Below are 24,372 nucleotides of genomic sequence, written 5' to 3' on the forward strand. Positions count from 1 at the left end.
ACCGCCCAAATGAGGGCGGTTCTGCTTATCGTTTAGAGTCAGTTAAGCGATACACCCAGTGCCTTTGCGATTGCTTCTCCATAAGCCGGGTCGGCTTTATAGAAGTGCTGCAGTTGACGCTGGACGACATCGCTGGAAACGCCACCCATTGCACCGGCGATGTTATTGGTAAGCAGGGCTTTCTGCTCGTCATTCATCAGACGGAACAGCGCACCGGCGTGGCTGTAGTAGTCCGTATCTTCGCGGTGATCGTAACGATCAGCGGCGCCGCTCAAGGCCAGTGCTGGCTCTGCATAGTGCGGGGCTTGTTTCGGTGCGTCGGCATAGCTGTTTGGCTCATAGTTCGGAGCTGCACCACCGTTGCTGCCGAAAGCCATGGAACCGTCACGCTGATAGCTGTTAACCGGGCTACGTGGCGCATTCACCGGCAGTTGCTGGTGGTTGGTGCCCACACGGTAGCGGTGCGCATCGGCGTAGGCAAAAACCCGACCTTGCAGCATACGGTCCGGAGACAGACCAACACCTGGGACCATGTTGCTTGGGCCAAATGCAGCCTGCTCGACTTCGGCGAAGTAGTTCTGCGGATTACGGTTGAGCTCCAGCTCACCCACTTCAATCAACGGGAATTCTTTTTGCGACCAGGTCTTGGTCACGTCAAACGGGTTCTCGTAATGGGCGTTCGCCTGCGCCTCGGTCATGATCTGGATGCACACGCGCCACTTAGGGAAGTCACCGCGTTCGATTGCACCAAACAGATCACGCTGGGCGTAGTCAGGGTCGGTACCCGCCAAACGGGCAGCCTCGGCCGGCGCCAGGTTCTTGATGCCTTGCTTGGTCTTGTAGTGCCACTTCACCCAATGACGCTCGCCCTGAGCGTTGATCAGGCTGTAAGTGTGGCTGCCGAAACCGTGCATGTGACGGTAGCCGTCCGGAATGCCACGGTCCGAAAACAGAATGGTGACCTGGTGCAAAGCCTCTGGGGAGTGCGACCAGAAATCCCACATCATCTGTGCGCTTTTCAGGTTGCTTTGCGGCAGACGCTTCTGGGTGTGGATAAAGTCCGGGAATTTCAGCGGGTCACGGATAAAGAACACCGGGGTGTTGTTACCGACAATGTCCCAGTTGCCTTCTTCGGTGTAGAACTTCAAGGCGAAGCCACGTGGATCGCGCTCAGTATCAGCCGAACCACGCTCACCGCCTACGGTGGAGAAACGCAGGAACGTAGGCGTCTGCTTGCCAACGGACTCGAACAACTTGGCGCTGGTGTACTGGGTCATGTCTTTTGTCACGGTAAAGGTACCGAAGGCACCTGAACCTTTGGCGTGCACGCGACGCTCAGGGATATTTTCACGGTTGAAGTGAGCAAGCTTCTCGATCAGGTGGAAATCGTCGAGCAGCAAGGGGCCACGTGGGCCGGCGGAACGTGAGTTCTGATTGTCCGCAACGGGCGCGCCGCTGGCGGTGGTAAGGACTTTATTCTGGCTCATGCGCATCTTCCTCAGGTCGGGCTTGGAACTGCCGGCTAATCGGCTTGGAGGGAGTATTGACCATCCACATGACACCTACAAATTCATTAAATTGTAGGCATCAATAGAAAATAACTACCAACATACCCAACGCTCATAGTGAAGCGTGTCGCTTGAGGATTCTTGTACGCAGCGCGCTTTTGTTACGCGCACAAAAAACCGGGCACTAGGCCCGGTTTTTCGTTGTAGCTTATCGTCTTACTCGGCGCTTACAGCTTCGCCGGCAGTAGCACGATCAACCAACTCGACGTACGCCATAGGCGCGTTGTCGCCAGCGCGGAAACCGCACTTGAGGATGCGCAGGTAGCCACCCTCACGGGTAGCGTAACGCTTGCCCAGGTCGTTGAAGAGCTTACCAACGATAGCTTTCGAACGAGTACGGTCGAAAGCCAGACGGCGGTTAGCCAGGCTGTCTGTCTTGGCCAAAGTGATCAGCGGCTCAGCAACGCGACGCAGTTCTTTAGCTTTCGGCAGTGTAGTTTTGATCAGCTCGTGCTCGAACAGCGACACCGCCATGTTTTGGAACATGGCCTTGCGGTGCGAGCTGGTACGGCTCAGGTGACGACCACTTTTACGATGACGCATGGTTCATTCCTTACCAAACTCACGTTCGGTGATTACGACGATCAGGCAGTCGCCTTGTCGTCCTTCTTAAGACTTGCAGGCGGCCAGTTGTCGAGGCGCATGCCGAGGGACAGACCGCGGGAGGCCAGAACGTCCTTGATTTCAGTCAAGGATTTCTTGCCCAGGTTCGGAGTCTTCAACAGTTCTACTTCGGTGCGCTGGATCAGGTCACCGATGTAGTAAATGTTTTCCGCCTTAAGGCAGTTAGCCGAACGTACAGTCAGTTCCAGATCGTCAACCGGGCGAAGCAGGATCGGATCGATCTCGTCTTCCTGCTCGATTACCACTGGTTCGCTGTCACCTTTGAGGTCGACGAACGCAGCCAACTGCTGTTGCAGAATGGTTGCAGCGCGGCGGATAGCCTCTTCAGGATCCAGGGTACCGTTGGTTTCCAGATCAATAACCAGCTTGTCCAGGTTAGTACGCTGTTCGACACGGGCGTTTTCCACCACGTATGCGATACGGCGAACCGGGCTGAACGAAGAGTCAAGCTGCAAGCGACCAATGCTGCGGCTTTCGTCTTCATCGCTCTGACGCGAGTCGGCCGGTTCATAACCACGACCACGAGCTACAGTGAGCTTCATGTTCAGGGCGCCGTTAGACGCCAGGTTAGCGATTACGTGATCGGGGTTAACGATCTCGACATCATGATCCAGCTGAATATCGGCAGCGGTAACCACCCCCGAACCCTTCTTCGACAAGGTCAGCGTAACTTCGTCACGGCCGTGCAGCTTGATAGCCAGACCTTTAAGGTTCAACAGGATTTCAATTACGTCTTCCTGTACACCTTCGATGGCGCTGTACTCGTGGAGCACACCGTCAATCTCGGCCTCGACTACTGCACAGCCGGGCATTGAGGACAACAGGATGCGGCGCAGCGCGTTGCCCAGGGTGTGGCCAAAACCACGCTCGAGAGGCTCGAGAGTAATTTTGGCGCGGGTTGGACTGACAACCTGCACATCAATGTGGCGGGGTGTCAGGAACTCATTTACCGAAATCTGCATGGATGCACCTATTTTCTAGCCCTTACTTGGAGTAGAGCTCGACAATCAGGCTTTCGTTGATGTCGGCGGACAGATCACTGCGAGCAGGAACGTTCTTGAAAACGCCCGACTTCTTCTCAGTGTCTACTTCTACCCATTCTACGCGGCCACGTTGGGCACACAGATCGAGAGCTTGGACAATGCGAAGTTGGTTTTTTGCTTTCTCGCGAACTGCGACCACGTCACCAGCACGAACCTGGTAGGACGGAACGTTTACGGTCTGACCGTTAACGCTGATCGACTTGTGCGATACCAGCTGACGGGATTCGGCACGAGTCGAACCAAAGCCCATACGGTATACAACGTTGTCCAGACGGCATTCGAGCAGTTGCAGCAGGTTTTCACCGGTTGCACCTTTCTTGCCAGCAGCTTCTTTGTAGTAGCCGCTGAACTGACGCTCGAGAACGCCGTAGATACGACGGACCTTCTGCTTTTCACGCAGTTGGGTGCCGTAGTCGGACTGGCGACCGCGGCGTTGGCCGTGGATACCAGGTGCTGCTTCAATGTTGCACTTCGATTCGATCGCGCGCACGCCGCTCTTCAGGAAGAGATCGGTGCCTTCGCGACGAGCGAGTTTGCATTTTGGACCAATGTAACGAGCCATTCTTTACAATCTCCTGGATTACACGCGGCGCTTCTTCGGCGGACGGCACCCGTTGTGCGGGATTGGCGTCACGTCGGTGATGCTGGCGATCTTATAGCCACAGCCGTTCAAAGCACGGACAGCAGACTCACGACCTGGACCTGGACCTTTGACGTTAACGTCGAGGTTTTTCAGGCCATATTCCAGCGCAGCTTGACCAGCACGTTCAGCAGCTACTTGAGCAGCAAACGGAGTGGACTTGCGGGAACCGCGGAAACCCGAACCACCGGAGGTAGCCCAAGAAAGCGCGTTACCTTGACGGTCGGTGATGGTCACGATGGTGTTGTTAAAAGATGCATGGATGTGGGCGATGCCATCAACCACTGTCTTTTTAACTTTTTTACGAGGACGAGCAGCAGGTTTTGCCATGATAATTTTCCTGTCGATTCGCTGGGGCGATTACTTGCGGATCGGCTTACGCGGACCTTTACGGGTACGCGCGTTAGTCTTGGTACGCTGACCGCGTACTGGAAGACCACGACGATGACGCAGACCGCGATAGCAACCGAGGTCCATCAAACGCTTGATTTTCATGTTGATTTCGCGACGCAGGTCACCTTCAGTGGTGAACTTCGCCACTTCGCCACGCAGCTGTTCAATCTGCTCGTCGCTCAGATCCTTGATCTTAGCGGCTGGGTTTACCCCAGCGACCGCGCAAATTTTCTGCGCAGTAGTGCGACCAACACCATAGATGTAGGTCAGCGAGATAACAGTGTGCTTGTTATCTGGAATGTTAACGCCTGCAATACGGGCCATTCAGTGGGACTCCAATTGACAGCTACCTACGCCCCGGAAGCCAAGAAATAGGGCGCGAGATAATATCGCTGTAATAACAAATAATCAACCCGGCAGCGCACTAGCTGCCGGGCTTCAAGCGGATCACACTCAGCCTTGGCGCTGTTTGTGACGCGGTTCCGCGCTGCAAATTACTCGAACAACACCTTCGCGGCGAATAATCTTGCAGTTACGGCACAGCTTTTTCACCGATGCACGAACTTTCATCACCAACTCCTCGAACCTTATGGGGTACTCAGCGCAACATGCCGCTGCCGTAGCCCTTCAGGTTGGCTTTCTTCATCAGGGATTCGTACTGGTGCGAAACGAGGTGCGATTGTACTTGGGACATGAAGTCCATCACAACCACGACCACGATCAGCAACGAGGTCCCGCCAAGGTAGAACGGAACGTTTGCTGCAACCACCAGGAACTGGGGCAACAGACACACGGCCGTCATATATAGAGCACCGAACAGGGTCAAACGAGTCAGAACGCCATCAATGTAGCGTGCCGACTGCTCACCTGGACGGATGCCCGGAATAAAGGCACCGGACTTCTTCAGGTTTTCCGCTACGTCTTTCGGATTGAACATCAACGCCGTATAGAAGAAGCAGAAGAAAATAATCCCTGCACTAAACAGCAGAATATTCAACGGCTGACCAGGAGCGATCGACTGAGAGAGGTCCTGCAGCCAGCCCATATTTTCAGACTGACCAAACCAGGTACCCAACGAAGCCGGAAACAGCAAGATGCTGCTCGCGAAAATTGCCGGAATAACACCGGCCATATTCACTTTCAGCGGCAAGTGGCTGGTCTGCGCAGCAAAGACCTTACGGCCCTGCTGACGCTTGGCGTAGTGAACAGCAATACGACGCTGGCCACGCTCAATGAACACCACAAAACCGATAATCGCTACTGCCAGCAAACCGATGGCAACCAAGGCGAAGATATTGATATCACCCTGACGCGCAGACTCGAAAGACTGCCCGATTGCTCTCGGAAGACCGGCGACGATACCTGCGAAAATCAACATCGAGATACCGTTGCCAACACCACGCTCAGTAATCTGCTCACCCAGCCACATCATGAACATCGCACCAGCCACAAACGTGGATACTGCGACGAAATGGAAGCCAAAGTCACCAGTGAACGCAACGCCCTGCCCGGCCAGGCCAACGGACATGCCGATAGCTTGAACCAGGGCGAGGACGACAGTGCCGTAGCGGGTGTACTGGCTAATCTTGCGACGGCCAGCTTCACCTTCCTTCTTCAACTGCTCCAGCTGCGGGCTGACGGCTGTCATCAGCTGCATGATGATCGATGCCGAGATGTACGGCATGATCCCCAGTGCAAAGATGCTCATCCGCTCCAGCGCGCCGCCGGAAAACATGTTGAACAAGCTAAGAATGGTCCCCTCATTCTGTCGAAACAGGTCTGCGAGTCGGTCCGGGTTGATACCTGGAACCGGGATGTGTGCGCCTATTCGGTAGACGATAATCGCCAGGAACAGAAAACGCAGACGAGCCCAAAGTTCAGACATACCGCCTTTGCCGAGCGCTGAGAGAGCACCTTGCTTAGCCATTTATTCCTCGAACTTGCCGCCAGCTGCTTCGATAGCCGAACGCGCACCTTTGGTGGCGCCGATTCCCTTGCCGATAGTGACAGCGCGAGTCACTTCACCGGACAGCATGATTTTCACACGCTGTACGTTGACGTTGATCACGTTGGCATCTTTCAGGGTCTGCACAGTAACGATGTCGCCTTCCACTTTAGCCAGCTCGGACAGACGCACTTCTGCGCGGTCCATGGCCTTCAGGGATACGAAACCGAACTTAGGCAGGCGACGATGCAGCGGCTGTTGACCGCCTTCAAAGCCTGGAGCAATGGTGCCACCGGAGCGGGAGGTTTGACCCTTGTGGCCACGGCCACCGGTCTTACCCAAACCACTACCGATACCACGGCCCGGACGATGCTTTTCGCGACGGGAACCCGGCGCTGGACTCAGATCATTGAGTTTCATCGATTAACCCTCTACACGCAGCATGTAGTAAGCCTTGTTGATCATCCCGCGATTCTCGGGAGTATCCTGGACTTCTACAGTGTGACCGATGCGACGCAGACCCAAACCTTTAACGCACAATTTGTGGTTAGGGATGCGGCCGGTCATGCTTTTGATCAGCGTTACTTTAACGGTAGCCATGATCAGAAGATCTCCTTGACAGTCAGACCACGCTTGGCAGCGATGGACTCAGGAGATTGCATAGCCTTCAGACCCTTGAAAGTGGCGTGAACCACGTTTACCGGGTTAGTCGAGCCGTAGCACTTGGCCAGAACGTTCTGCACGCCAGCAACTTCGAGGACAGCACGCATAGCGCCGCCAGCGATGATACCGGTACCTTCAGAAGCAGGCTGCATGTACACCTTCGAAGCGCCGTGAGCGGACTTCATTGCGTACTGCAGAGTGGTGCCGTTCAGATCAACTTGGATCATGTTGCGACGAGCAGCTTCCATTGCCTTCTGGATCGCAGCAGGCACTTCACGTGACTTGCCACGGCCGAAGCCAACACGCCCTTTACCATCACCCACCACGGTCAACGCGGTGAAAGTGAAGATACGGCCGCCTTTAACGGTTTTGGCTACGCGGTTAACTTGAACCAGCTTCTCAATGTAGCCTTCGTCGCGCTTTTGGTCGTTATTTGACATAACTTAGAACTCCAGCCCAGCTTCACGAGCAGCATCAGCCAGCGCTTTCACGCGACCGTGGTACTTGAAGCCAGAGCGGTCGAAAGCCACTTGCGAGACGCCAGCGGCCTTAGCACGCGTAGCGACCAGCTGGCCAACCTTTGTGGCCGCGTCGATGTTGCCAGTGGCACCATCACGCAGTTCTTTATCCAAAGTCGAGGCGCTTGCCAGGACTTTGTTGCCGTCGGCCGAGATGACCTGGGCGTAGATGTGCTGCGACGAGCGGAACACGCAGAGACGCACGACTTCGAGTTCGTGCATTTTCAGGCGTGCTTTGCGAGCGCGACGCAGTCGAGTAACTTTTTTGTCGGTCATTTGCTATGCCCTACTTCTTCTTGGCTTCTTTACGACGGACGACTTCGTCCGCGTAGCGCACACCTTTGCCTTTGTACGGCTCTGGTGGACGGAAGTCGCGGATCTCAGCGGCCACTTGACCTACCAGCTGCTTATCGATGCCCTTGATCAGGATATCGGTCTGGCTAGGAGTCTCAGCAGTGATGCCCGCTGGCAGTTCGTAATCCACTGGGTGCGAGAAGCCAAGGGCAAGGTTCAAAACCGTGCCTTTTGCTTGCGCTTTGTAACCAACACCGACCAGCTGGAGCTTACGCTCGAAGCCTTGGCTTACGCCTTGGACCATGTTGTTTACCAACGCACGCGTGGTACCGGCCATTGCGCGAGTTTGTTGATCGCCATTGCGAGCAGCGAAACGCAGCTCACCAGCTTCTTCAACGATCTCAACGGACGAATGGATGTTCAGTTCAAGAGTACCCTTGGCACCCTTCACCGAAAGCTGTTGGCCTGCGAATTTGACTTCGACACCGGCTGGCAGCTTAACGGGGTTCTTAGCGACGCGAGACATGCTTATCCCCCCTTAGAACACAGTGCAAAGAACTTCGCCGCCGACACCGGCAGCGCGCGCAGCACGATCCGTCATCACACCTTTGTTGGTGGAGACGATAGACACGCCCAGACCGCCACGAACTTTCGGCAGATCTTCAGCGGACTTGTACTGACGCAGGCCTGGACGGCTAACGCGCTTCACTTCCTCGATGACCGAACGGCCTTCGAAGTACTTCAGCTCGATGGACAGCAGTGGTTTGATTTCGCTGCTGATCTGATAACCCGCAATGTAGCCTTCGTCTTTCAGGACTTTGGCAACAGCTACCTTCAACTTGGAAGATGGCATGCTTACGACGGACTTTTCAGCCATCTGGGCATTACGGATACGAGTTAGCATGTCCGCTAACGGGTCCTGCATACTCATGGGCTAGACGCTCCTAATACAAAAAAATTAGCCTTGCGGCTACATATGTCGCCGAGAATCTCCGAGCACAAAAAACACGGGCTCAGGCGAGCCGCGTATTTTAGACATACTCCAGAAATGAAACAAGCCCCAAAAGGGGCTTGATCCAGATTCAAGGTCACCGGCGGTCAGTATCTTGCGATTCCGACCACCTGGACGTTGAAAGTACTTACCAGCTGGCTTTAACCAGACCTGGTACGTCACCACGCATTGCCGCTTCACGCAGTTTGTTACGGCCGAGGCCGAACTTGCGGTAAACGCCGTGTGGACGACCGGTCAGGCGGCAGCGGTTACGCATGCGCGAAGCGCTTGCGTCACGTGGCTGCTTCTGCAGAGCAACTGTAGCTTCCCAACGCGCTTCTGGACTTGCGTTCAGATCAACGATGATTGCTTTCAGTGCTGCACGCTTCTTGGCGTACTTGGCAACCGTGAGCTGACGCTTCAGCTCGCGGTTTTTCATGCTCATCTTGGCCATGGTCCTACTCCAATCAGTTGCGGAACGGGAATTTGAAAGCACGCAACAGGGCGCGACCTTCATCATCGTTCTTGGCAGTGGTGGTCAGGGTGATGTCCAGACCGCGGAGAGCATCGATCTTGTCGTAGTCGATTTCCGGGAAGATGATCTGCTCTTTCACGCCCATGCTGTAGTTACCACGACCATCGAAGGACTTGGCATTCAGGCCGCGGAAGTCGCGGACCCGAGGCAGGGAGATCGACAGCAGACGATCCAGGAATTCGTACATACGCTCACGGCGCAGAGTCACTTTGACGCCGATCGGCCAACCTTCACGGACTTTAAAGCCAGCGATGGATTTCCGAGCGTAAGTCACAACGACTTTCTGACCGGTGATCTTTTCCAGGTCGGCAACAGCGTGCTCGATGACTTTTTTGTCGCCGATCGCTTCGCCCAGACCCATGTTCAGGGTGATTTTGGTGACGCGCGGAACTTCCATCACGTTCCCGAGCTTAAGTTCTTCCTTAAGCTTAGGGGCGATTTCCTTCCGGTAAATCTCTTGTAGTCGTGCCATGGTCTAATCTACCTAGCAGTGTTCAAGCATCAACCGCTTTTTGGGTCGACTTGAAGACACGAATTTTCTTACCGTCTTCTACTTTGAAACCAACGCGGTCAGCCTTGTTGGTTTCGCCGTTGAAGATGGCGACGTTAGAAGCATCCAGCGGAGCTTCTTTCTCGACGATACCGCCCTGCACGCCCGACATCGGGTTAGGCTTGGTATGACGCTTGACCAGGTTCAGACCACCGATAACCAGACGGTTATTAGCGAGAACCTTAAGCACCTTACCGCGCTTACCTTTGTCTTTGCCGGCGATCACGATGATCTCGTCGTCACGACGAATCTTTTGCATGTCGGATCTCCTTACAGCACTTCTGGGGCGAGCGAGACGATCTTCATGAACTTCTCAGTACGAAGTTCACGGGTCACTGGCCCAAAGATACGGGTGCCGATCGGCTCTTGCTTGTTGTTCAGAAGAACAGCAGCGTTGCCATCAAAGCGGATAATGGAGCCATCAGCACGACGTACGCCGTGACGAGTGCGGACTACAACAGCAGTCATCACTTGGCCTTTTTTCACCTTACCGCGAGGAATTGCTTCCTTCACGGTAACTTTGATGATGTCACCGATACCAGCGTAACGACGATGGGAGCCACCCAGCACCTTGATGCACATAACACGGCGAGCGCCGCTGTTATCGGCCACATCGAGCATGGATTGAGTCTGAATCATATAATTTCTCCGACCCCTAGTCCTTAGACTTCCACAGCGCGTTCGAGAACATCAACCAGTGCCCAAGACTTGGTCTTGGCCATCGGACGAGTTTCACGAATAGTGACTTTGTCGCCGATGTGGCACTGATTGGTTTCGTCGTGCGCGTGCAGCTTAGTCGAACGCTTAACATATTTACCGTAGATCGGGTGCTTAACGCGACGCTCGATCAAAACGGTGATGGTTTTGTCCATCTTGTCGCTGACAACACGGCCAGTCAGCGTACGGACAGTCTTTTCGGCTTCAGCCATGATCACTTACCTGCCTGCTGGTTGAGCACAGTCTTCACGCGAGCGATGTCACGCTTAACTTGCGAGAGCAGATGAGACTGCCCCAACTGGCCAGTTGCTTTCTGCATACGCAGATTGAACTGGTCGCGCAGCAGGCCGAGCAGTTGCTCGTTCAGCTGCTGTGCGGATTTTTCACGAAGTTCATTCGCTTTCATCACATCACCGTCCGTTTAACAAAGGAGGTGGCGAGCGGCAGCTTTGCAGCAGCCAGGGCGAAAGCCTCACGCGCCAGCTCTTCAGAAACACCCTCGATTTCATACAGGACTTTGCCTGGCTGAATCTGGGCTACCCAGTATTCCACGTTACCCTTACCTTTACCCATCCGAACCTCGAGAGGTTTTTTGGAGATCGGCTTGTCCGGGAATACACGGATCCAGATCTTGCCGCCACGTTTTACGTGACGGGTCAGAGCACGACGCGCTGACTCGATCTGACGAGCGGTGAGACGACCACGAGCTACAGACTTCAGCGCGAACTCGCCGAAGCTGACTTTGCTACCGCGCTGAGCCAGACCACGGTTGTGGCCTGTCATCTGCTTGCGGAACTTCGTACGCTTAGGTTGCAACATTTGGCGTACCCCTTACTTAGCAGCTTTTTTACGAGGCGCTGGTGCTTGTGGTTTCAGTTCTTCTTGGCGACCACCAATTACTTCGCCTTTGAAGATCCAAACCTTTACACCGATCACACCGTAAGTGGTGTGAGCTTCGTAGTTGGCATAGTCGATGTCGGCACGCAGGGTGTGCAGTGGCACACGACCTTCGCGATACCATTCAGTACGTGCGATTTCAGCACCGCCGAGACGACCGCTCACTTGGATTTTGATGCCTTTGGCACCAATGCGCATGGCGTTCTGTACGGCGCGCTTCATAGCGCGACGGAACATTACGCGACGCTCCAGCTGCTGAGCTACGCTCTGCGCAACCAGCATACCGTCGAGCTCCGGCTTGCGGATCTCTTCGATATTGATGTGCACAGGCACACCCATTTGCTTGGTCAGGTCCTGACGCAGTTTCTCAACATCTTCACCTTTCTTCCCGATAACGATACCTGGACGAGCGGTGTGGATGGTGATACGTGCAGTTTGGGCCGGACGATGGATATCGATACGGCTTACGGACGCGCTTTTTAGTTTGTCTTGGAGATACTCACGCACCTTCAGATCAGCGAACAAGTAGTCCGCATAAGTCCGACCGTCTGCGTACCAGACGGAGGTGTGCTCCTTGACGATTCCCAGGCGAATGCCAATGGGATGTACTTTCTGACCCATCTCTTCGACTCCGTTACTTGTCAGCAACCTTGACAGTGATATGGCAAGACCGCTTGACGATGCGATCAGCACGGCCTTTGGCACGTGGCATGATGCGCTTCAGCGAACGCCCTTCGTTGACGAAAACGGTGCTGACCTTCAGGTCATCAACGTCTGCGCCTTCGTTATGCTCGGCGTTGGCTACGGCCGACTCCAGCACTTTCTTCATGATCTCGGCGGCTTTCTTACTGCTGAAAGCCAACAGGTTGAGCGCTTCGCCCACCTTCTTCCCGCGGATCTGGTCGGCGACCAAGCGGGCTTTCTGGGCGGAGATTCGAGCGCCCGACAACTTAGCGGCTACTTCCATTTCCTAACCCCTTAACGCTTGGCTTTCTTGTCTGCCACGTGCCCACGATAAGTGCGGGTACCGGCAAACTCGCCCAGTTTGTGGCCGACCATGTCTTCGTTAACGAGAACTGGGACGTGTTGACGACCGTTGTGTACTGCGATGGTCAGACCGACCATTTGTGGCAGGATCATCGAACGACGCGACCAGGTTTTAACTGGTTTGCGATCGTTCTTTTCCGCCGCCACTTCGATCTTCTTCAGTAGGTGAAGATCAATAAAAGGACCTTTTTTCAGAGAACGTGGCACTGTCGTATCCCTCTATTTACTTGCGACGACGGACGATCATTTTGTCGGTACGCTTATTACCACGAGTCTTCGCGCCCTTAGTCGGGAAGCCCCATGGCGATACCGGATGACGACCACCAGAGGTACGACCTTCACCACCACCGTGTGGGTGGTCAACCGGGTTCATGGCAACACCACGAACGGTTGGGCGAACGCCACGCCAGCGTTTGGCACCAGCTTTACCCAACGAACGCAGGCTGTGCTCGGAGTTCGAGACTTCGCCCAGGGTCGCACGGCATTCAGCCAGTACTTTACGCATCTCACCAGAACGCAGACGCAGGGTCACGTAGACACCTTCACGAGCGATCAGCTGAGCCGAAGCACCAGCGGAACGAGCGATCTGTGCGCCTTTACCTGGCTTCAATTCGATGCCGTGTACGGTGCTACCAACTGGAATGTTACGCAGTTGCAGAGCGTTGCCCGGCTTGATCGGTGCCAGAGCACCTGCGATCAGCTGGTCGCCAGCACTCACGCCTTTAGGGGCGATGATGTAGCGACGCTCGCCATCTGCGTACAGCAGCAGAGCGATGTGAGCAGTACGGTTTGGATCGTATTCGATACGCTCGACAGTGGCAGCGATGCCATCTTTGTCGTTGCGACGGAAGTCGACCAGACGATAATGCTGCTTATGGCCACCACCGATGTGACGAGTGGTAATGCGACCATTGTTGTTACGACCACCAGACTTCGATTTTTTCTCGAGCAGCGGTGCGTGAGGAGCGCCTTTATGCAGCTCCTGGTTGACCACCTTGACCACAAAACGGCGGCCAGGGGAAGTCGGTTTGCATTTAACGATTGCCATGATGCACCCCTTCCTTACTCAGCACTGCTGCTGAAATCGAGATCTTGGCCTGGCTGAAGGGAGATAACTGCCTTCTTCCAGTCATTACGCTTGCCCAGACCGCGAGCAGTGCGCTTGCTCTTACCCAGAACATTCAGGGTAGTAACACGCTCTACTTTCACGCTGAACAGGCTTTCGACGGCCTTCTTGATTTCCAGCTTGGTTGCGTCAGTTGCAACCTTGAAAACGAACTGGCCTTTCTTGTCAGCCAGAACCGTAGCCTTTTCGGAAACGTGCGGGCCAAGCAGAACTTTAAATACGCGTTCCTGGTTCATCCCAGCAGCTCCTCGAATTTCTTCACGGCCGACACGGTGATCAACACCTTGTCGTATGCGATCAGACTAACTGGATCGGAACCTTGCACGTCACGTACATCAACGTGTGGCAGGTTGCGAGCAGCCAGGTACAGGTTCTGATCAACAGCTTCGGACACGATCAAAACGTCGGTCAGGCTCATGTTGTTCAGTTTGCCCAGCAGATCTTTGGTTTTTGGACTTTCAACAGCGAAGTCCTGAACCACGACCAGACGATCAGTACGCACGAGTTCAGCAAGGATGGAGCGCAGTGCTGCGCGGTACATCTTCTTGTTGAGCTTCTGAGAGTGATCCTGTGGACGAGCTGCGAAAGTGGTACCGCCGCCACGCCAGATTGGGCTACGGATAGTACCGGCACGAGCACGGCCAGTGCCTTTCTGACGCCAAGGGCGCTTACCGCCACCACGTACGTCGGAACGGGTCTTTTGCTGCTTGCTACCTTGACGGCCGCCGGCCATGTAGGCCACGACTGCTTGGTGAACGAGCGTCTCGTTGAATTCGCCGCCAAATGTCAGTTCGGAAACTTCGATCGCTTGAGCGTCATTTACATTTAATTGCATGTCAGCTTCCCCTTAACCGCGAGCCTTGGCCGCTGGACGTACAACCAGGTTGCCGCCAGTAGCGCCAGGAACAGCACCCTTGACCAACAACAGATTGCGTTCAGCGTCGACGCGCACTACTTCGAGGGACTGCACGGTCACGCGCTCAGCGCCCATATGACCGGACATTTTTTTGCCCTTGAATACACGACCAGGAGTCTGGCACTGGCCAATAGAGCCCGGGACGCGGTGGGAAACGGAGTTACCGTGAGTGTTGTCTTGACCACGGAAATTCCAACGCTTGATCGTACCCTGGAAGCCTTTACCTTTGGACTGACCGGTTACATCAACCAGTTGACCAGCGGCGAAGATTTCAGCGTTGATCAGATCGCCAGCCTGGTAGTCGCCGTCTTCAAGACGGAACTCCATGACAGTACGACCAGCTGCAACGTTTGCTTTAGCGAAGTGACCTGCTTGAGCAGCAGTCACGCGCGAAGCACGACGCTCGCCGACAGTGACTTGCACTGCACGATAGCCATCGGTTTCTTCAGTTTTGAACTGGGTGACGCGATTCGGTTCGATCTCAATGACCGTGACCGGAATGGAGACACCTTCTTCGGTGAAAATACGGGTCATACCGCATTTACGACCGACTACACCAATAGTCATGTTGTAAACCTCATGAGTGTACGGGGCTTTCACCCGCTATGGCCGCCCATTTCAGAGCGTTACACGACTAAGACCCAAGTCTTAGCCGAGGCTGATCTGTACTTCCACACCGGCCGCCAGATCGAGCTTCATAAGTGCATCAACGGTTTTATCCGTTGGCTGGACGATGTCCAGTACGCGCTTATGAGTACGGATCTCGTACTGGTCACGCGCGTCTTTGTTGACGTGCGGGGAGACCAGAACGGTGAACCGCTCTTTACGGGTAGGCAGTGGAATTGGACCACGCACTTGAGCACCAGTACGTTTCGCGGTTTCCACGATTTCCTGGGTGGATTGGTCGATCAGGCGATGGTCAAAAGCCTTCAACCTGATACGGATTTGCTGATTTTGCATTGGATTTCAGACTCCGGCTGCTATTCCCACCGGGCGCAATACGCCCGTTAAAAGGAGGCGCAATTCTATAGACGCCCTAGATAGGTGTCAACCCAATAAAAAAGCCCCCGCTAAGCGGGGGCTTTCTCAAAACATCAAAGCTCACTCAAAAGAGAGATTACTCGATGATTTTAGCTACAACGCCAGCACCAACGGTACGGCCGCCTTCACGGATAGCGAAACGCAGACCGTCTTCCATAGCGATGGTTTTGATCAGGGTGACAACCATTTTGATGTTGTCGCCTGGCATTACCATTTCTACGCCTTCCGGCAGTTCGCAGTTACCAGTCACGTCAGTAGTACGGAAGTAGAACTGTGGACGGTAGCCTTTGAAGAACGGAGTGTGACGACCGCCTTCTTCTTTGCTCAGCACGTACACTTCAGCTTCGAACTTGGTGTGCGGCTTAACCGAACCTGGCTTGACCAGAACCTGGCCACGCTCAACGTCGTCACGCTTGGTACCACGCAGCAGAACGCCGCAGTTCTCGCCAGCACGACCTTCGTCGAGCAGCTTACGGAACATTTCAACACCGGTGCAGGTGGTGACGGTAGTGTCACGCAGACCAACGATTTCCAGTGGATCTTGAACCTTGACGATACCGCGCTCGATACGACCAGTTACAACAGTACCGCGACCGGAGATCGAGAATACGTCTTCGATTGGCATCAGGAACGGCTTGTCGATAACACGGACTGGATCTGGGATGTAGCTGTCCAGAGTCTCAACCAGTTTACGAACGGACGTGGTGCCCATTTCGTTATCGTCTTTGCCTTCCAGAGCCATACGAGCAGAACCGATGATGATCGGAGTGTCGTCACCTGGGAAGTCGTAAGTGCTCAGCAGATCGCGCACTTCCATCTCAACCAGTTCCAGCAGCTCAGCGTCGTCTACCAGGTCAGCCTTGTTCAGGTAAACCACGATGTACGGAACGCCAACCTGACGGGACAGCAGGATGTGCTCACGGGTTTGTGGCATCGGACCATCAGCGGCCGAGCAAACCAGGATTGCGCCGTCCATCTGGGCAGCACCGGTGATCATGTTCTTCACATAGTCAGCGTGACCTGGGCAGTCAACGTGAGCGTAGTGACGGATCAGCGAGTTGTATTCAACGTGCGCGGTGTTGATGGTGATACCACGAGCTTTCTCTTCTGGCGCGCTGTCGATTTTATCGAAATCAACGATTGCGGAACCGAATACTTCGGAGCAAACGCGAGTCAGAGCAGCAGTCAGAGTGGTTTTACCGTGGTCAACGTGACCGATGGTGCCAACGTTGACGTGCGGTAGGGAACGATCAAATTTTTCTTTAGCCACGACAATTAACTCCTTGCCTAAAGGACTGAATCAGCCTTGTTTTTTGGATACAGTTTCAGCGATGTGCGCCGGAGCTGTGTTGTATTTTTTGAATTCCATAGAGTAGCTTGCGCGACCCTGGGACATGGAACGAACGTCGGTCGCATAACCGAACATCTCGCCCAACGGAACCTCGGCGCGAATCACTTTGCCGGAAACCGTGTCTTCCATACCCAAGATCATGCCGCGACGACGGTTAAGGTCGCCCATGACATCACCCATATAGTCTTCAGGTGTAACAACTTCTACCGCCATGATTGGCTCAAGCAACTCACCACCGCCCTTCTGGGCCAGTTGCTTGGTTGCCATGGAAGCAGCCACCTTAAACGCCATCTCGTTGGAGTCGACGTCGTGGTAAGAACCGTCAAAAACGGTTGCTTTCAGGCCGATCAGCGGATAGCCGGCAACAACACCGTTCTTCATCTGCTCTTCGATACCCTTCTGGATAGCAGGGATGTATTCCTTAGGAACAACACCACCTACTACTTCGTTCACGAATTGCAGACCTTCCTGACCTTCGTCAGCAGGAGCAAAACGGATCCAGCAGTGACCGAACTGACCACGACCGCCGGACTGACGAACGAACTTGCCTTCGATTTCACAGTTCTTCGTGATGCGCTCACGATAGGAAACCTGAGGCTTACCGATGTTGGCTTCGACGTTGAACTCACGGCGCATCCGGTCAACCAGGATGTCCAGGTGCAGCTCGCCCATGCCGGAGATGATCGTTTGACCAGTCTCTTCATCAGTCTTGACGCGGAAAGATGGATCTTCCTGAGCAAGCTTGCCCAGAGCGATACCCATTTTTTCCTGGTCATCCTTGGTCTTAGGCTCTACGGCAACCGAAATAACCGGCTCCGGGAAGTCCATGCGAACCAGGATGATTGGCTTGGCAGCGTCGCACAAAGTCTCACCAGTGGTGACGTCCTTCATGCCGATCAGGGCCGCGATGTCACCAGCGCGCACTTCCTTGATCTCTTCACGGGCGTTTGCGTGCATTTGCACCATACGACCCACGCGCTCTTTCTTGCCTTTAACCGAGTTGATCACGCCGTCGCCGGAGGCCAACACGCCCGAGTAAACGCGGACGAAGGTCAAAGTACCCACGAATGGGTCGGTAGCGATCTTGAACGCCAGAGCCGAGAACGGCTCGTTGTCATCGGCGTGACGCTCCATTTCTTCTTCCTCGTTATCAGGGTTGGAACCCTTGATAGCAGGAATGTCGGTTGGAGCAGGCAGGTAGTCGATAACGGCGTCGAGAACCAGGGGAACACCCTTGTTCTTGAACGAAGAACCGCAAACAGCCAAGACGATCTCACCAGCGATAGTACGCTGACGCAGAGCGGCCTTGATTTCCACGTTGGTGAGCTCTTCACCTTCGAGGTACTTGTTCATCAGCTCTTCGCTGGCTTCGGCAGCAGCCTCAACCATGTTGTTGCGCCACTCGTCAGCCAGCTCCTGAAGCTCTTCAGGGATAGGCTTACGAACAGGAACCATACCTTTGTCGGAATCGTTCCAGTAAACAGCTTCCATGTTGATCAGATCGATCTGACCCTGGAAGTTGTCTTCGGAACCGATAGCCAACTGGATAGGCACCGGAGTGTGACCCAGACGCTGCTTGATCTGACCGATCACGCGCAGGAAGTTGGCACCAGCACGGTCCATCTTGTTTACATAAACAAGACGTGGAACGCCGTACTTGTTGGCTTGACGCCATACGGTTTCCGACTGAGGCTCAACACCCGAGGTGCCGCAGAACACAACGACAGCGCCGTCGAGTACGCGCAGGGAACGCTCAACTTCAATGGTGAAGTCTACGTGGCCCGGGGTATCGATTACGTTGAAGCGATGCTCGTCTTTGTACTGCTTCTCGGAACCTTTCCAGAAGGCGGTAATAGCAGCAGAAGTAATGGTAATACCACGCTCCTGCTCCTGAACCATCCAGTCTGTGGTCGCGGCGCCGTCATGCACCTCGCCCATTTTGTGACTTTTGCCGGTGTAAAACAGTACGCGCTCGGTGGTGGTGGTTTTACCAGCATCCACGTGAGCGACGATACCGATGTTACGGTAGCGGCTAATCGGAGTAGTACGAGCCATAAAGCCCTCGCAAAATTAGTGAAGCTAAAATTAGAAGCGGTAGTGCGAGAAAGCTTTGTTGGCTTCAGCCATACGGTGCACGTCTTCACGCTTCTTAACAGCAGCACCTTTACCTTCAGCAGCGTCCAACAGTTCGCCGGCCAAACGCAGAGCCATAGACTTCTCGCCGCGCTTACGGGCGAAGTCTACCAACCAGCGCATTGCCAGAGCGTTACGACGGGACGGGCGAACTTCAACCGGAACCTGGTAAGTAGCACCGCCTACACGGCGCGACTTCACTTCGACCAGCGGAGCGATGGCGTCGAGAGCTTTCTCGAAGATTTCCAGGGGGTCGCTGTTCTTGCGTTCTTTAACCTTTTCCAGCGCGCCATAAACGATACGCTCGGCAACGGCTTTCTTGCCGCTTTCCATCACGTGGTTCATGAACTTGGCCAGAATTTGGCTTCCGTATTTTGGATCGTCAAGCACTTCGCGCTTGGCTGCTACGCGTCTTCTTGGCATGGATAAGCCCTCAAACGGTCTTCAGGTTCGCTCGGAATCGGTGCCCTTTCGGGACGCCTCCGACCTTACTCTTATCGACTCAGAAAATAAGATGATTCAGGTTTACAAAAAGCCGCTACTACTTAGGCTTCTTGGTACCGTACTTCGAACGACCCTGGTTACGACCTTTAACGCCGGAAGTATCCAAAGAACCGCGTACGGTGTGATAACGAACACCTGGCAAGTCTTTTACACGACCGCCGCGGATCAGTACCACGCTGTGCTCTTGCAGGTTGTGGCCTTCACCGCCGATGTACGAGGAAACCTCGAAACCGTTGGTCAGACGCACACGGCATACTTTACGCAGTGCCGAGTTAGGTTTTTTCGGCGTGGTGGTATACACACGGGTGCATACGCCACGACGTTGCGGGCAGTTCTGCAGCGCAGGTACGTCGGATTTCTCGACGATACGCTTACGCGGCTGACGTACCAGCTGGTTGATAGTTGCCATCTACTAGCTCCACTGTTGTCTTGCGACGCTATTGTCTTGCAAGAAAAGCAAAATGGCAGGAACGAATTCCCGCCAAATTTAGGGGTACAAGAGTCTAAAGAGGATCTTGTCCCCAGTCAAGGCAAGGCCCCGACCTCCCCTCGCGTCGAACCGGGGCAAAAATGCCTCGATCCGACGAATGGGAGTGTCAGGGCCCAGACTCATCTATCGCAGAACTCAGTTACCGCTTGAGTTCAGCGCTTCGGTCAGTGCAGCTTCCACTTCACTGGCGCTTACGCGCAGCGGCTTGTCAGCATCACGGCGACGCTTACGCTCGCTGTGATAAGCCAAACCGGTACCCGCCGGGATCAGACGACCCACGACTACGTTTTCTTTCAGGCCGCGCAGGTAATCGCGCTTGCCGGTTACCGCTGCTTCGGTCAGTACGCGAGTGGTCTCCTGGAAGGAGGCCGCCGAGATGAACGACTCAGTGGACAACGACGCCTTGGTGATACCCAGCAGCACGCGAGTGAACTTGGAGACAAATTTCTCTTCGTTCGCCAGGCGCTCGTTTTCTACCAGTACGTGAGTCAGTTCCATCTGGTCGCCCTTGATGAAACTGGAATCGCCGGATTCAGCGATTTCAACTTTACGCAGCATCTGACGCAGGATGGTCTCGATGTGCTTGTCGTTGATCTTCACGCCTTGCAGACGGTAAACGTCCTGGATCTCGTTAACGATGTACTTGGCCAGCGCACTCACACCCAGCAGACGCAGGATGTCGTGTGGATCGCTCGGGCCGTCGGAGATAACTTCGCCGCGGTTTACCTGTTCGCCTTCGAACACGTTCAGGTGACGCCACTTCGGAATCAGCTCTTCATACGGATCGCTACCGTCGTTCGGGGTAATGACCAGACGGCGCTTGCCCTTGGTCTCTTTACCGAACGCGATGGTGCCGCTGACTTCAGCCAGAATCGACGCTTCTTTCGGACGACGAGCTTCGAACAAGTCGGCAACACGCGGCAGACCACCGGTGATGTCACGGGTTTTCGAAGTTTCTTGCGGGATACGCGCGATAACATCACCGATCGCGATCTTCGCACCATCCGCTACACCGACCAGGGCGTTGGCTGGCAGGAAGTACTGAGCGATTACGTCAGTGCCTGGCAGCAACAGATCCTTGCCGTTGTCATCGACCATCTTCACGGCAGGACGGATGTCTTTACCGGCAGCTGGACGATCTTTGGCGTCGAGTACTTCAATGTTGGTCATACCGGTCAATTCGTCAGTCTGACGCTTGATCGTGATGCCTTCTTCCATGCCCACGTAGGTCACGGTACCTTTCATTTCGGTAACGATTGGGTGAGTGTGCGGATCCCACTTGGCCACGATTGCGCCAGCGTCGACCTTGTCACCTTCTTTAACCGAAATCACAGCACCGTACGGCAGCTTGTAACGCTCACGCTCACGACCGTAGTCATCAGCGATGGCCAGCTCACCGGAACGGGACACAGCAACCAGGTGGCCATCCACTCGCTCAACGTGCTTGAGGTTGTGCAGGCGGACGGTACCGCCATTCTTCACCTGAACGCTGTCGGCTGCGGAGGTCCGGCTTGCCGCACCACCGATGTGGAACGTACGCATGGTCAGCTGGGTACCCGGCTCACCGATGGACTGGGCAGCGATAACGCCGACCGCTTCACCGATGTTCACCTGGTGACCACGAGCCAAGTCACGGCCGTAGCACTTGGCGCAGATGCCGTAGCGGGTTTCGCAGCTGATCGGCGAGCGAACGATCACTTCGTCGATGCTGTTGAGTTCGATGAACTCGACCCACTTCTCGTCAACCAGGGTGCCGGCAGGAACGATAACTTCCTCGGTACCTGGCTTGAATACGTCACGGGCAATAACACGACCCAATACGCGCTCACCCAGTGGCTCTACAACGTCACCGCCTTCAATGTGCGGAGTCATCAGCAGGCCGTGCTCGGTGCCGCAATCGATCTCGGTTACAACCAGATCTTGTGCAACGTCTACCAGACGACGAGTCAGGTAACCGGAGTTAGCGGTTTTCAACGCGGTATCCGCAAGACCCTTACGAGCACCGTGAGTGGAGATGAAGTACTGAAGTACGCTCAAACCTTCACGGAAGTTCGCAGTGATCGGCGTTTCGATGATGGAACCGTCCGGCTTGGCCATCAGGCCACGCATACCGGCGAGCTGACGGATCTGCGCAGCAGAACCCCGCGCGCCCGAGTCGGCCATCATGTACATCGAGTTGAAGGATTCCTGGTCAACTTCGTCGCCGTGACGGTCGATGACTTTCTCTTTCGAGAGGTTGGCCATCATCGCCTTGGAAACTTCGTCGTTCGCCTTGGACCAAAGGTCGATCACCTTGTTGTACTTCTCGCCCTGGGTTACCAGGCCGGAGGCGTACTGGCTCTCGATCTCTTTCACTTCGTCAGTGGCAGCACTGATGATGCGAGCTTTTTCATCCGGGATAACGAAGTCGTTAACGCCGATGGAAACGCCGGAGATAGTCGAGTAAGCGAAACCTGTGTACATCAACTGGTCAGCGAAGATAACGGTCTCTTTCAAACCAACCACGCGGTAGCACTGGTTGATCAGCTTGGAGATCGCCTTTTTCTTCATCGGCAGGTTGACGACATCGTACGACAGACCTTTTGGCACAACCTGGTACAACAGCGCACGGCCGACAGTGGTGTCGACGATACGGGTGTTGCTCACGCTGCCGCCGTCACGGTCGTTGACCGTTTCGTGGATCCGCACCTTGACCTTGGCGTGCAGTGCGGCTTCGCCGGCACGGAACACACGGTCAACTTCCTGCAGGTCTGCGAACACACGACCTTCGCCCTTGGCGTTGATCGCTTCACGGGTCATGTAGTACAGACCCAATACAACGTCCTGCGACGGAACGATGATTGGCTCACCGTTGGCTGGCGACAGGATGTTGTTGGTCGACATCATCAACGCACGCGCTTCCAACTGGGCTTCCAGTGTCAGCGGTACGTGCACGGCCATTTGGTCGCCGTCGAAGTCGGCGTTGTACGCAGCACAGACCAGAGGGTGCAGCTGGATAGCCTTACCTTCGATCAGTACCGGTTCAAACGCCTGGATACCCAGACGGTGAAGGGTCGGTGCACGGTTGAGGAGAACCGGGTGTTCGCGGATCACTTCAGCGAGAACGTCCCAAACCTCTGGCAGTTCGCGCTCGACCATTTTCTTGGCCGCTTTGATGGTGGTCGCGAGACCGCGCATTTCCAGCTTGCCGAAGATGAACGGCTTGAACAGCTCGAGTGCCATCTTCTTAGGCAGACCGCACTGGTGCAGACGCAGGGTCGGGCCTACGGTAATTACCGAACGACCGGAGTAGTCAACACGCTTACCGAGCAAGTTCTGACGGAAACGACCTTGCTTACCCTTGATCATGTCAGCCAGGGATTTCAGAGGACGCTTGTTGGAACCTGTGATAGCGCGACCACGACGACCGTTGTCGAGCAGGGCATCGACCGCTTCTTGCAACATACGCTTTTCGTTGCGCACGATGATGTCCGGAGCGGACAGATCAAGCAGGCGCTTCAAGCGGTTGTTACGGTTGATCACGCGGCGGTACAGGTCGTTGAGGTCGGACGTCGCGAAACGACCACCGTCCAACGGTACCAGCGGACGCAGGTCTGGCGGCAGAACCGGCAGAACGGTCAGCACCATCCACTCTGGCAAGTTGCCGGAACCCTGGAAGGCTTCCATCAACTTCAGACGCTTGGACAGCTTCTTGATCTTGGTTTCGGAGTTGGTTTGCGGAATCTCTTCGCGCAGACGACCAATCTCGTGCTCCAGGTCGATAGCGTGCAGCAGTTCGCGGACAGCTTCGGCACCCATGCGAGCATCGAAATCGTCGCCGAACTCTTCCAGCGCTTCGAAGTACTGCTCGTCGTTCAGCAGCTGACCTTTTTCAAGGGTGGTCATGCCTGGGTCGATAACGACATAGCTCTCGAAGTAGAGAACACGTTCGATATCGCGCAGGGTCATGTCCATCAGCAAGCCGATACGGGACGGCAGCGATTTCAGGAACCAGATGTGGGCAACCGGCGAAGCCAGTTCGATGTGCGCCATGCGCTCACGACGAACCTTGGCCAGTGCGACTTCAACGCCACACTTCTCGCAGATCACACCACGGTGCTTCAAGCGCTTGTACTTACCGCACAGGCACTCGTAATCCTTTACCGGGCCAAAGATCTTGGCGCAGAACAGGCCGTCACGTTCAGGTTTGAACGTACGGTAGTTGATGGTTTCCGGCTTTTTAACTTCACCGAACGACCACGAACGGATCATCTCAGGCGATGCCAATCCAATACGGATGGCGTCGAACTCTTCGACTTGACCCTGGTTTTTCAGCAAATTCAGTAGGTCTTTCAAGGCCTTTCCTCCTGGCGGAGCAGAGAGCGGGCTAAACAGCCCCGCTCTCGA

At 54.9% G+C, this 24,372-nt stretch carries 34 protein-coding genes; all 34 read right to left on the reverse strand.

Annotation, left to right across the window (positions count from 1 at the left end):
* Positions 1-38 precede the first annotated feature (38 nt).
* Positions 39-1,487, reverse strand: coding sequence for a catalase (locus tag ACWHXD_RS28020; protein WP_138761825.1), 1,449 nt, complete (start codon positions 1,485-1,487; stop codon positions 39-41).
* Positions 1,488-1,724: 237 nt separating this feature from the next.
* A complete protein-coding gene (rplQ, locus tag ACWHXD_RS28025; RefSeq protein ID WP_003176402.1) occupies positions 1,725-2,111 on the reverse strand; it encodes a 50S ribosomal protein L17 in 387 nt (128 codons plus the stop codon).
* A gap of 41 nt (positions 2,112-2,152) precedes the next feature.
* A complete protein-coding gene (locus ACWHXD_RS28030) occupies positions 2,153-3,154 on the reverse strand; it encodes a DNA-directed RNA polymerase subunit alpha (protein ID WP_003176403.1) in 1,002 nt (333 codons plus the stop codon).
* A gap of 22 nt (positions 3,155-3,176) precedes the next feature.
* Positions 3,177-3,797, reverse strand: coding sequence for a 30S ribosomal protein S4 (gene rpsD / locus ACWHXD_RS28035; RefSeq protein ID WP_003176404.1), 621 nt, complete (start codon positions 3,795-3,797; stop codon positions 3,177-3,179).
* An 18-nt stretch (positions 3,798-3,815) separates the two neighbouring features.
* Positions 3,816-4,205 carry a 30S ribosomal protein S11 gene (gene rpsK / locus ACWHXD_RS28040; protein ID WP_002555466.1) on the reverse strand — a complete coding sequence of 130 codons (390 nt, stop codon included), beginning with the start codon at positions 4,203-4,205 and terminating at the stop codon, positions 3,816-3,818.
* 30 nt (positions 4,206-4,235) lie between these two features.
* Entirely contained in the window at positions 4,236-4,592 is a 357-nt protein-coding gene (gene rpsM, locus ACWHXD_RS28045) for a 30S ribosomal protein S13 (RefSeq protein ID WP_003194635.1), read from the reverse strand.
* Between the two features lie 129 nt (positions 4,593-4,721).
* Positions 4,722-4,838 (reverse strand): 50S ribosomal protein L36, encoded by a 117-nt coding sequence (gene rpmJ / locus ACWHXD_RS28050; RefSeq protein WP_002555468.1) that lies wholly within the window; start codon positions 4,836-4,838, stop codon positions 4,722-4,724.
* Between the two features lie 28 nt (positions 4,839-4,866).
* Positions 4,867-6,195: a preprotein translocase subunit SecY gene (secY, locus tag ACWHXD_RS28055; protein ID WP_003194637.1), complete on the reverse strand. Its 1,329-nt coding sequence runs from the start codon at positions 6,193-6,195 to the stop codon at positions 4,867-4,869.
* Positions 6,196-6,633 carry a 50S ribosomal protein L15 gene (gene rplO / locus ACWHXD_RS28060; protein WP_003176407.1) on the reverse strand — a complete coding sequence of 146 codons (438 nt, stop codon included), beginning with the start codon at positions 6,631-6,633 and terminating at the stop codon, positions 6,196-6,198.
* A gap of 3 nt (positions 6,634-6,636) precedes the next feature.
* Positions 6,637-6,813 carry a 50S ribosomal protein L30 gene (rpmD, locus tag ACWHXD_RS28065; RefSeq protein ID WP_003176408.1) on the reverse strand — a complete coding sequence of 59 codons (177 nt, stop codon included), beginning with the start codon at positions 6,811-6,813 and terminating at the stop codon, positions 6,637-6,639.
* A gap of 2 nt (positions 6,814-6,815) precedes the next feature.
* Positions 6,816-7,316, reverse strand: a complete 501-nt coding sequence (gene rpsE, locus ACWHXD_RS28070) for a 30S ribosomal protein S5 (protein ID WP_003176409.1) — start codon at positions 7,314-7,316, stop codon at positions 6,816-6,818.
* Between the two features lie 3 nt (positions 7,317-7,319).
* Positions 7,320-7,670, reverse strand: coding sequence for a 50S ribosomal protein L18 (rplR, locus tag ACWHXD_RS28075; RefSeq protein ID WP_003186037.1), 351 nt, complete (start codon positions 7,668-7,670; stop codon positions 7,320-7,322).
* A 10-nt stretch (positions 7,671-7,680) separates the two neighbouring features.
* Positions 7,681-8,214 carry a 50S ribosomal protein L6 gene (gene rplF, locus ACWHXD_RS28080; protein ID WP_003194640.1) on the reverse strand — a complete coding sequence of 178 codons (534 nt, stop codon included), beginning with the start codon at positions 8,212-8,214 and terminating at the stop codon, positions 7,681-7,683.
* Positions 8,215-8,226: 12 nt separating this feature from the next.
* Positions 8,227-8,619: a 30S ribosomal protein S8 gene (gene rpsH, locus ACWHXD_RS28085; protein ID WP_003176413.1), complete on the reverse strand. Its 393-nt coding sequence runs from the start codon at positions 8,617-8,619 to the stop codon at positions 8,227-8,229.
* 208 nt (positions 8,620-8,827) lie between these two features.
* Positions 8,828-9,133 (reverse strand): 30S ribosomal protein S14, encoded by a 306-nt coding sequence (gene rpsN, locus ACWHXD_RS28090; RefSeq protein ID WP_003176414.1) that lies wholly within the window; start codon positions 9,131-9,133, stop codon positions 8,828-8,830.
* A gap of 13 nt (positions 9,134-9,146) precedes the next feature.
* Positions 9,147-9,686, reverse strand: a complete 540-nt coding sequence (gene rplE / locus ACWHXD_RS28095; RefSeq protein ID WP_003194642.1) for a 50S ribosomal protein L5 — start codon at positions 9,684-9,686, stop codon at positions 9,147-9,149.
* Between the two features lie 22 nt (positions 9,687-9,708).
* Positions 9,709-10,023 (reverse strand): 50S ribosomal protein L24, encoded by a 315-nt coding sequence (gene rplX / locus ACWHXD_RS28100; protein WP_003176416.1) that lies wholly within the window; start codon positions 10,021-10,023, stop codon positions 9,709-9,711.
* A gap of 11 nt (positions 10,024-10,034) precedes the next feature.
* Complete coding sequence (gene rplN, locus ACWHXD_RS28105; protein ID WP_002555479.1) at positions 10,035-10,403, reverse strand: 50S ribosomal protein L14; 369 nt, start codon at positions 10,401-10,403, stop codon at positions 10,035-10,037.
* 23 nt (positions 10,404-10,426) lie between these two features.
* The gene (rpsQ, locus tag ACWHXD_RS28110; protein WP_003194644.1) at positions 10,427-10,693 is read right to left on the reverse strand and encodes a 30S ribosomal protein S17; all 267 of its coding nucleotides are present in this window, start codon (positions 10,691-10,693) and stop codon (positions 10,427-10,429) included.
* A 2-nt stretch (positions 10,694-10,695) separates the two neighbouring features.
* Positions 10,696-10,887 carry a 50S ribosomal protein L29 gene (rpmC, locus tag ACWHXD_RS28115; RefSeq protein WP_002555481.1) on the reverse strand — a complete coding sequence of 64 codons (192 nt, stop codon included), beginning with the start codon at positions 10,885-10,887 and terminating at the stop codon, positions 10,696-10,698.
* Positions 10,887-11,300, reverse strand: a complete 414-nt coding sequence (gene rplP / locus ACWHXD_RS28120) for a 50S ribosomal protein L16 (RefSeq protein ID WP_003176421.1) — start codon at positions 11,298-11,300, stop codon at positions 10,887-10,889. The genes rpmC and rplP overlap by 1 nt, the downstream gene beginning before the upstream one ends.
* Positions 11,301-11,312: 12 nt before the next feature.
* A complete protein-coding gene (gene rpsC / locus ACWHXD_RS28125; RefSeq protein ID WP_003176422.1) occupies positions 11,313-11,999 on the reverse strand; it encodes a 30S ribosomal protein S3 in 687 nt (228 codons plus the stop codon).
* A 13-nt stretch (positions 12,000-12,012) separates the two neighbouring features.
* Positions 12,013-12,345 (reverse strand): 50S ribosomal protein L22, encoded by a 333-nt coding sequence (gene rplV / locus ACWHXD_RS28130; protein WP_003103908.1) that lies wholly within the window; start codon positions 12,343-12,345, stop codon positions 12,013-12,015.
* 11 nt (positions 12,346-12,356) lie between these two features.
* Positions 12,357-12,632, reverse strand: coding sequence for a 30S ribosomal protein S19 (gene rpsS / locus ACWHXD_RS28135; RefSeq protein ID WP_002555486.1), 276 nt, complete (start codon positions 12,630-12,632; stop codon positions 12,357-12,359).
* A gap of 16 nt (positions 12,633-12,648) precedes the next feature.
* Positions 12,649-13,473, reverse strand: coding sequence for a 50S ribosomal protein L2 (gene rplB, locus ACWHXD_RS28140; protein WP_003186055.1), 825 nt, complete (start codon positions 13,471-13,473; stop codon positions 12,649-12,651).
* A 14-nt stretch (positions 13,474-13,487) separates the two neighbouring features.
* Positions 13,488-13,787, reverse strand: coding sequence for a 50S ribosomal protein L23 (gene rplW, locus ACWHXD_RS28145; RefSeq protein WP_002555488.1), 300 nt, complete (start codon positions 13,785-13,787; stop codon positions 13,488-13,490).
* Positions 13,784-14,386 carry a 50S ribosomal protein L4 gene (gene rplD, locus ACWHXD_RS28150; protein ID WP_003176424.1) on the reverse strand — a complete coding sequence of 201 codons (603 nt, stop codon included), beginning with the start codon at positions 14,384-14,386 and terminating at the stop codon, positions 13,784-13,786. Before rplD ends, rplW begins: the two co-directional genes overlap by 4 nt.
* 12 nt (positions 14,387-14,398) lie before the next feature.
* A complete protein-coding gene (rplC, locus tag ACWHXD_RS28155) occupies positions 14,399-15,034 on the reverse strand; it encodes a 50S ribosomal protein L3 (RefSeq protein WP_003194649.1) in 636 nt (211 codons plus the stop codon).
* Between the two features lie 81 nt (positions 15,035-15,115).
* On the reverse strand, positions 15,116-15,427 hold the full coding sequence (gene rpsJ, locus ACWHXD_RS28160; RefSeq protein ID WP_003186070.1) for a 30S ribosomal protein S10: 312 nt from the start codon (positions 15,425-15,427) through the stop codon (positions 15,116-15,118).
* 157 nt (positions 15,428-15,584) lie between these two features.
* Complete coding sequence (gene tuf / locus ACWHXD_RS28165) at positions 15,585-16,778, reverse strand: elongation factor Tu (RefSeq protein WP_003176426.1); 1,194 nt, start codon at positions 16,776-16,778, stop codon at positions 15,585-15,587.
* Positions 16,779-16,808: 30 nt separating this feature from the next.
* Entirely contained in the window at positions 16,809-18,914 is a 2,106-nt protein-coding gene (fusA, locus tag ACWHXD_RS28170) for an elongation factor G (RefSeq protein ID WP_003194651.1), read from the reverse strand.
* 30 nt (positions 18,915-18,944) lie between these two features.
* Complete coding sequence (rpsG, locus tag ACWHXD_RS28175) at positions 18,945-19,415, reverse strand: 30S ribosomal protein S7 (protein WP_002555493.1); 471 nt, start codon at positions 19,413-19,415, stop codon at positions 18,945-18,947.
* 118 nt (positions 19,416-19,533) lie between these two features.
* A complete protein-coding gene (rpsL, locus tag ACWHXD_RS28180) occupies positions 19,534-19,905 on the reverse strand; it encodes a 30S ribosomal protein S12 (RefSeq protein WP_002555494.1) in 372 nt (123 codons plus the stop codon).
* Positions 19,906-20,121: 216 nt separating this feature from the next.
* The gene (rpoC, locus tag ACWHXD_RS28185) at positions 20,122-24,321 is read right to left on the reverse strand and encodes a DNA-directed RNA polymerase subunit beta' (RefSeq protein WP_003194653.1); all 4,200 of its coding nucleotides are present in this window, start codon (positions 24,319-24,321) and stop codon (positions 20,122-20,124) included.
* Positions 24,322-24,372: the final 51 nt, after the last annotated feature.

Source organism: Pseudomonas fjordensis, from assembly GCF_976987115.1.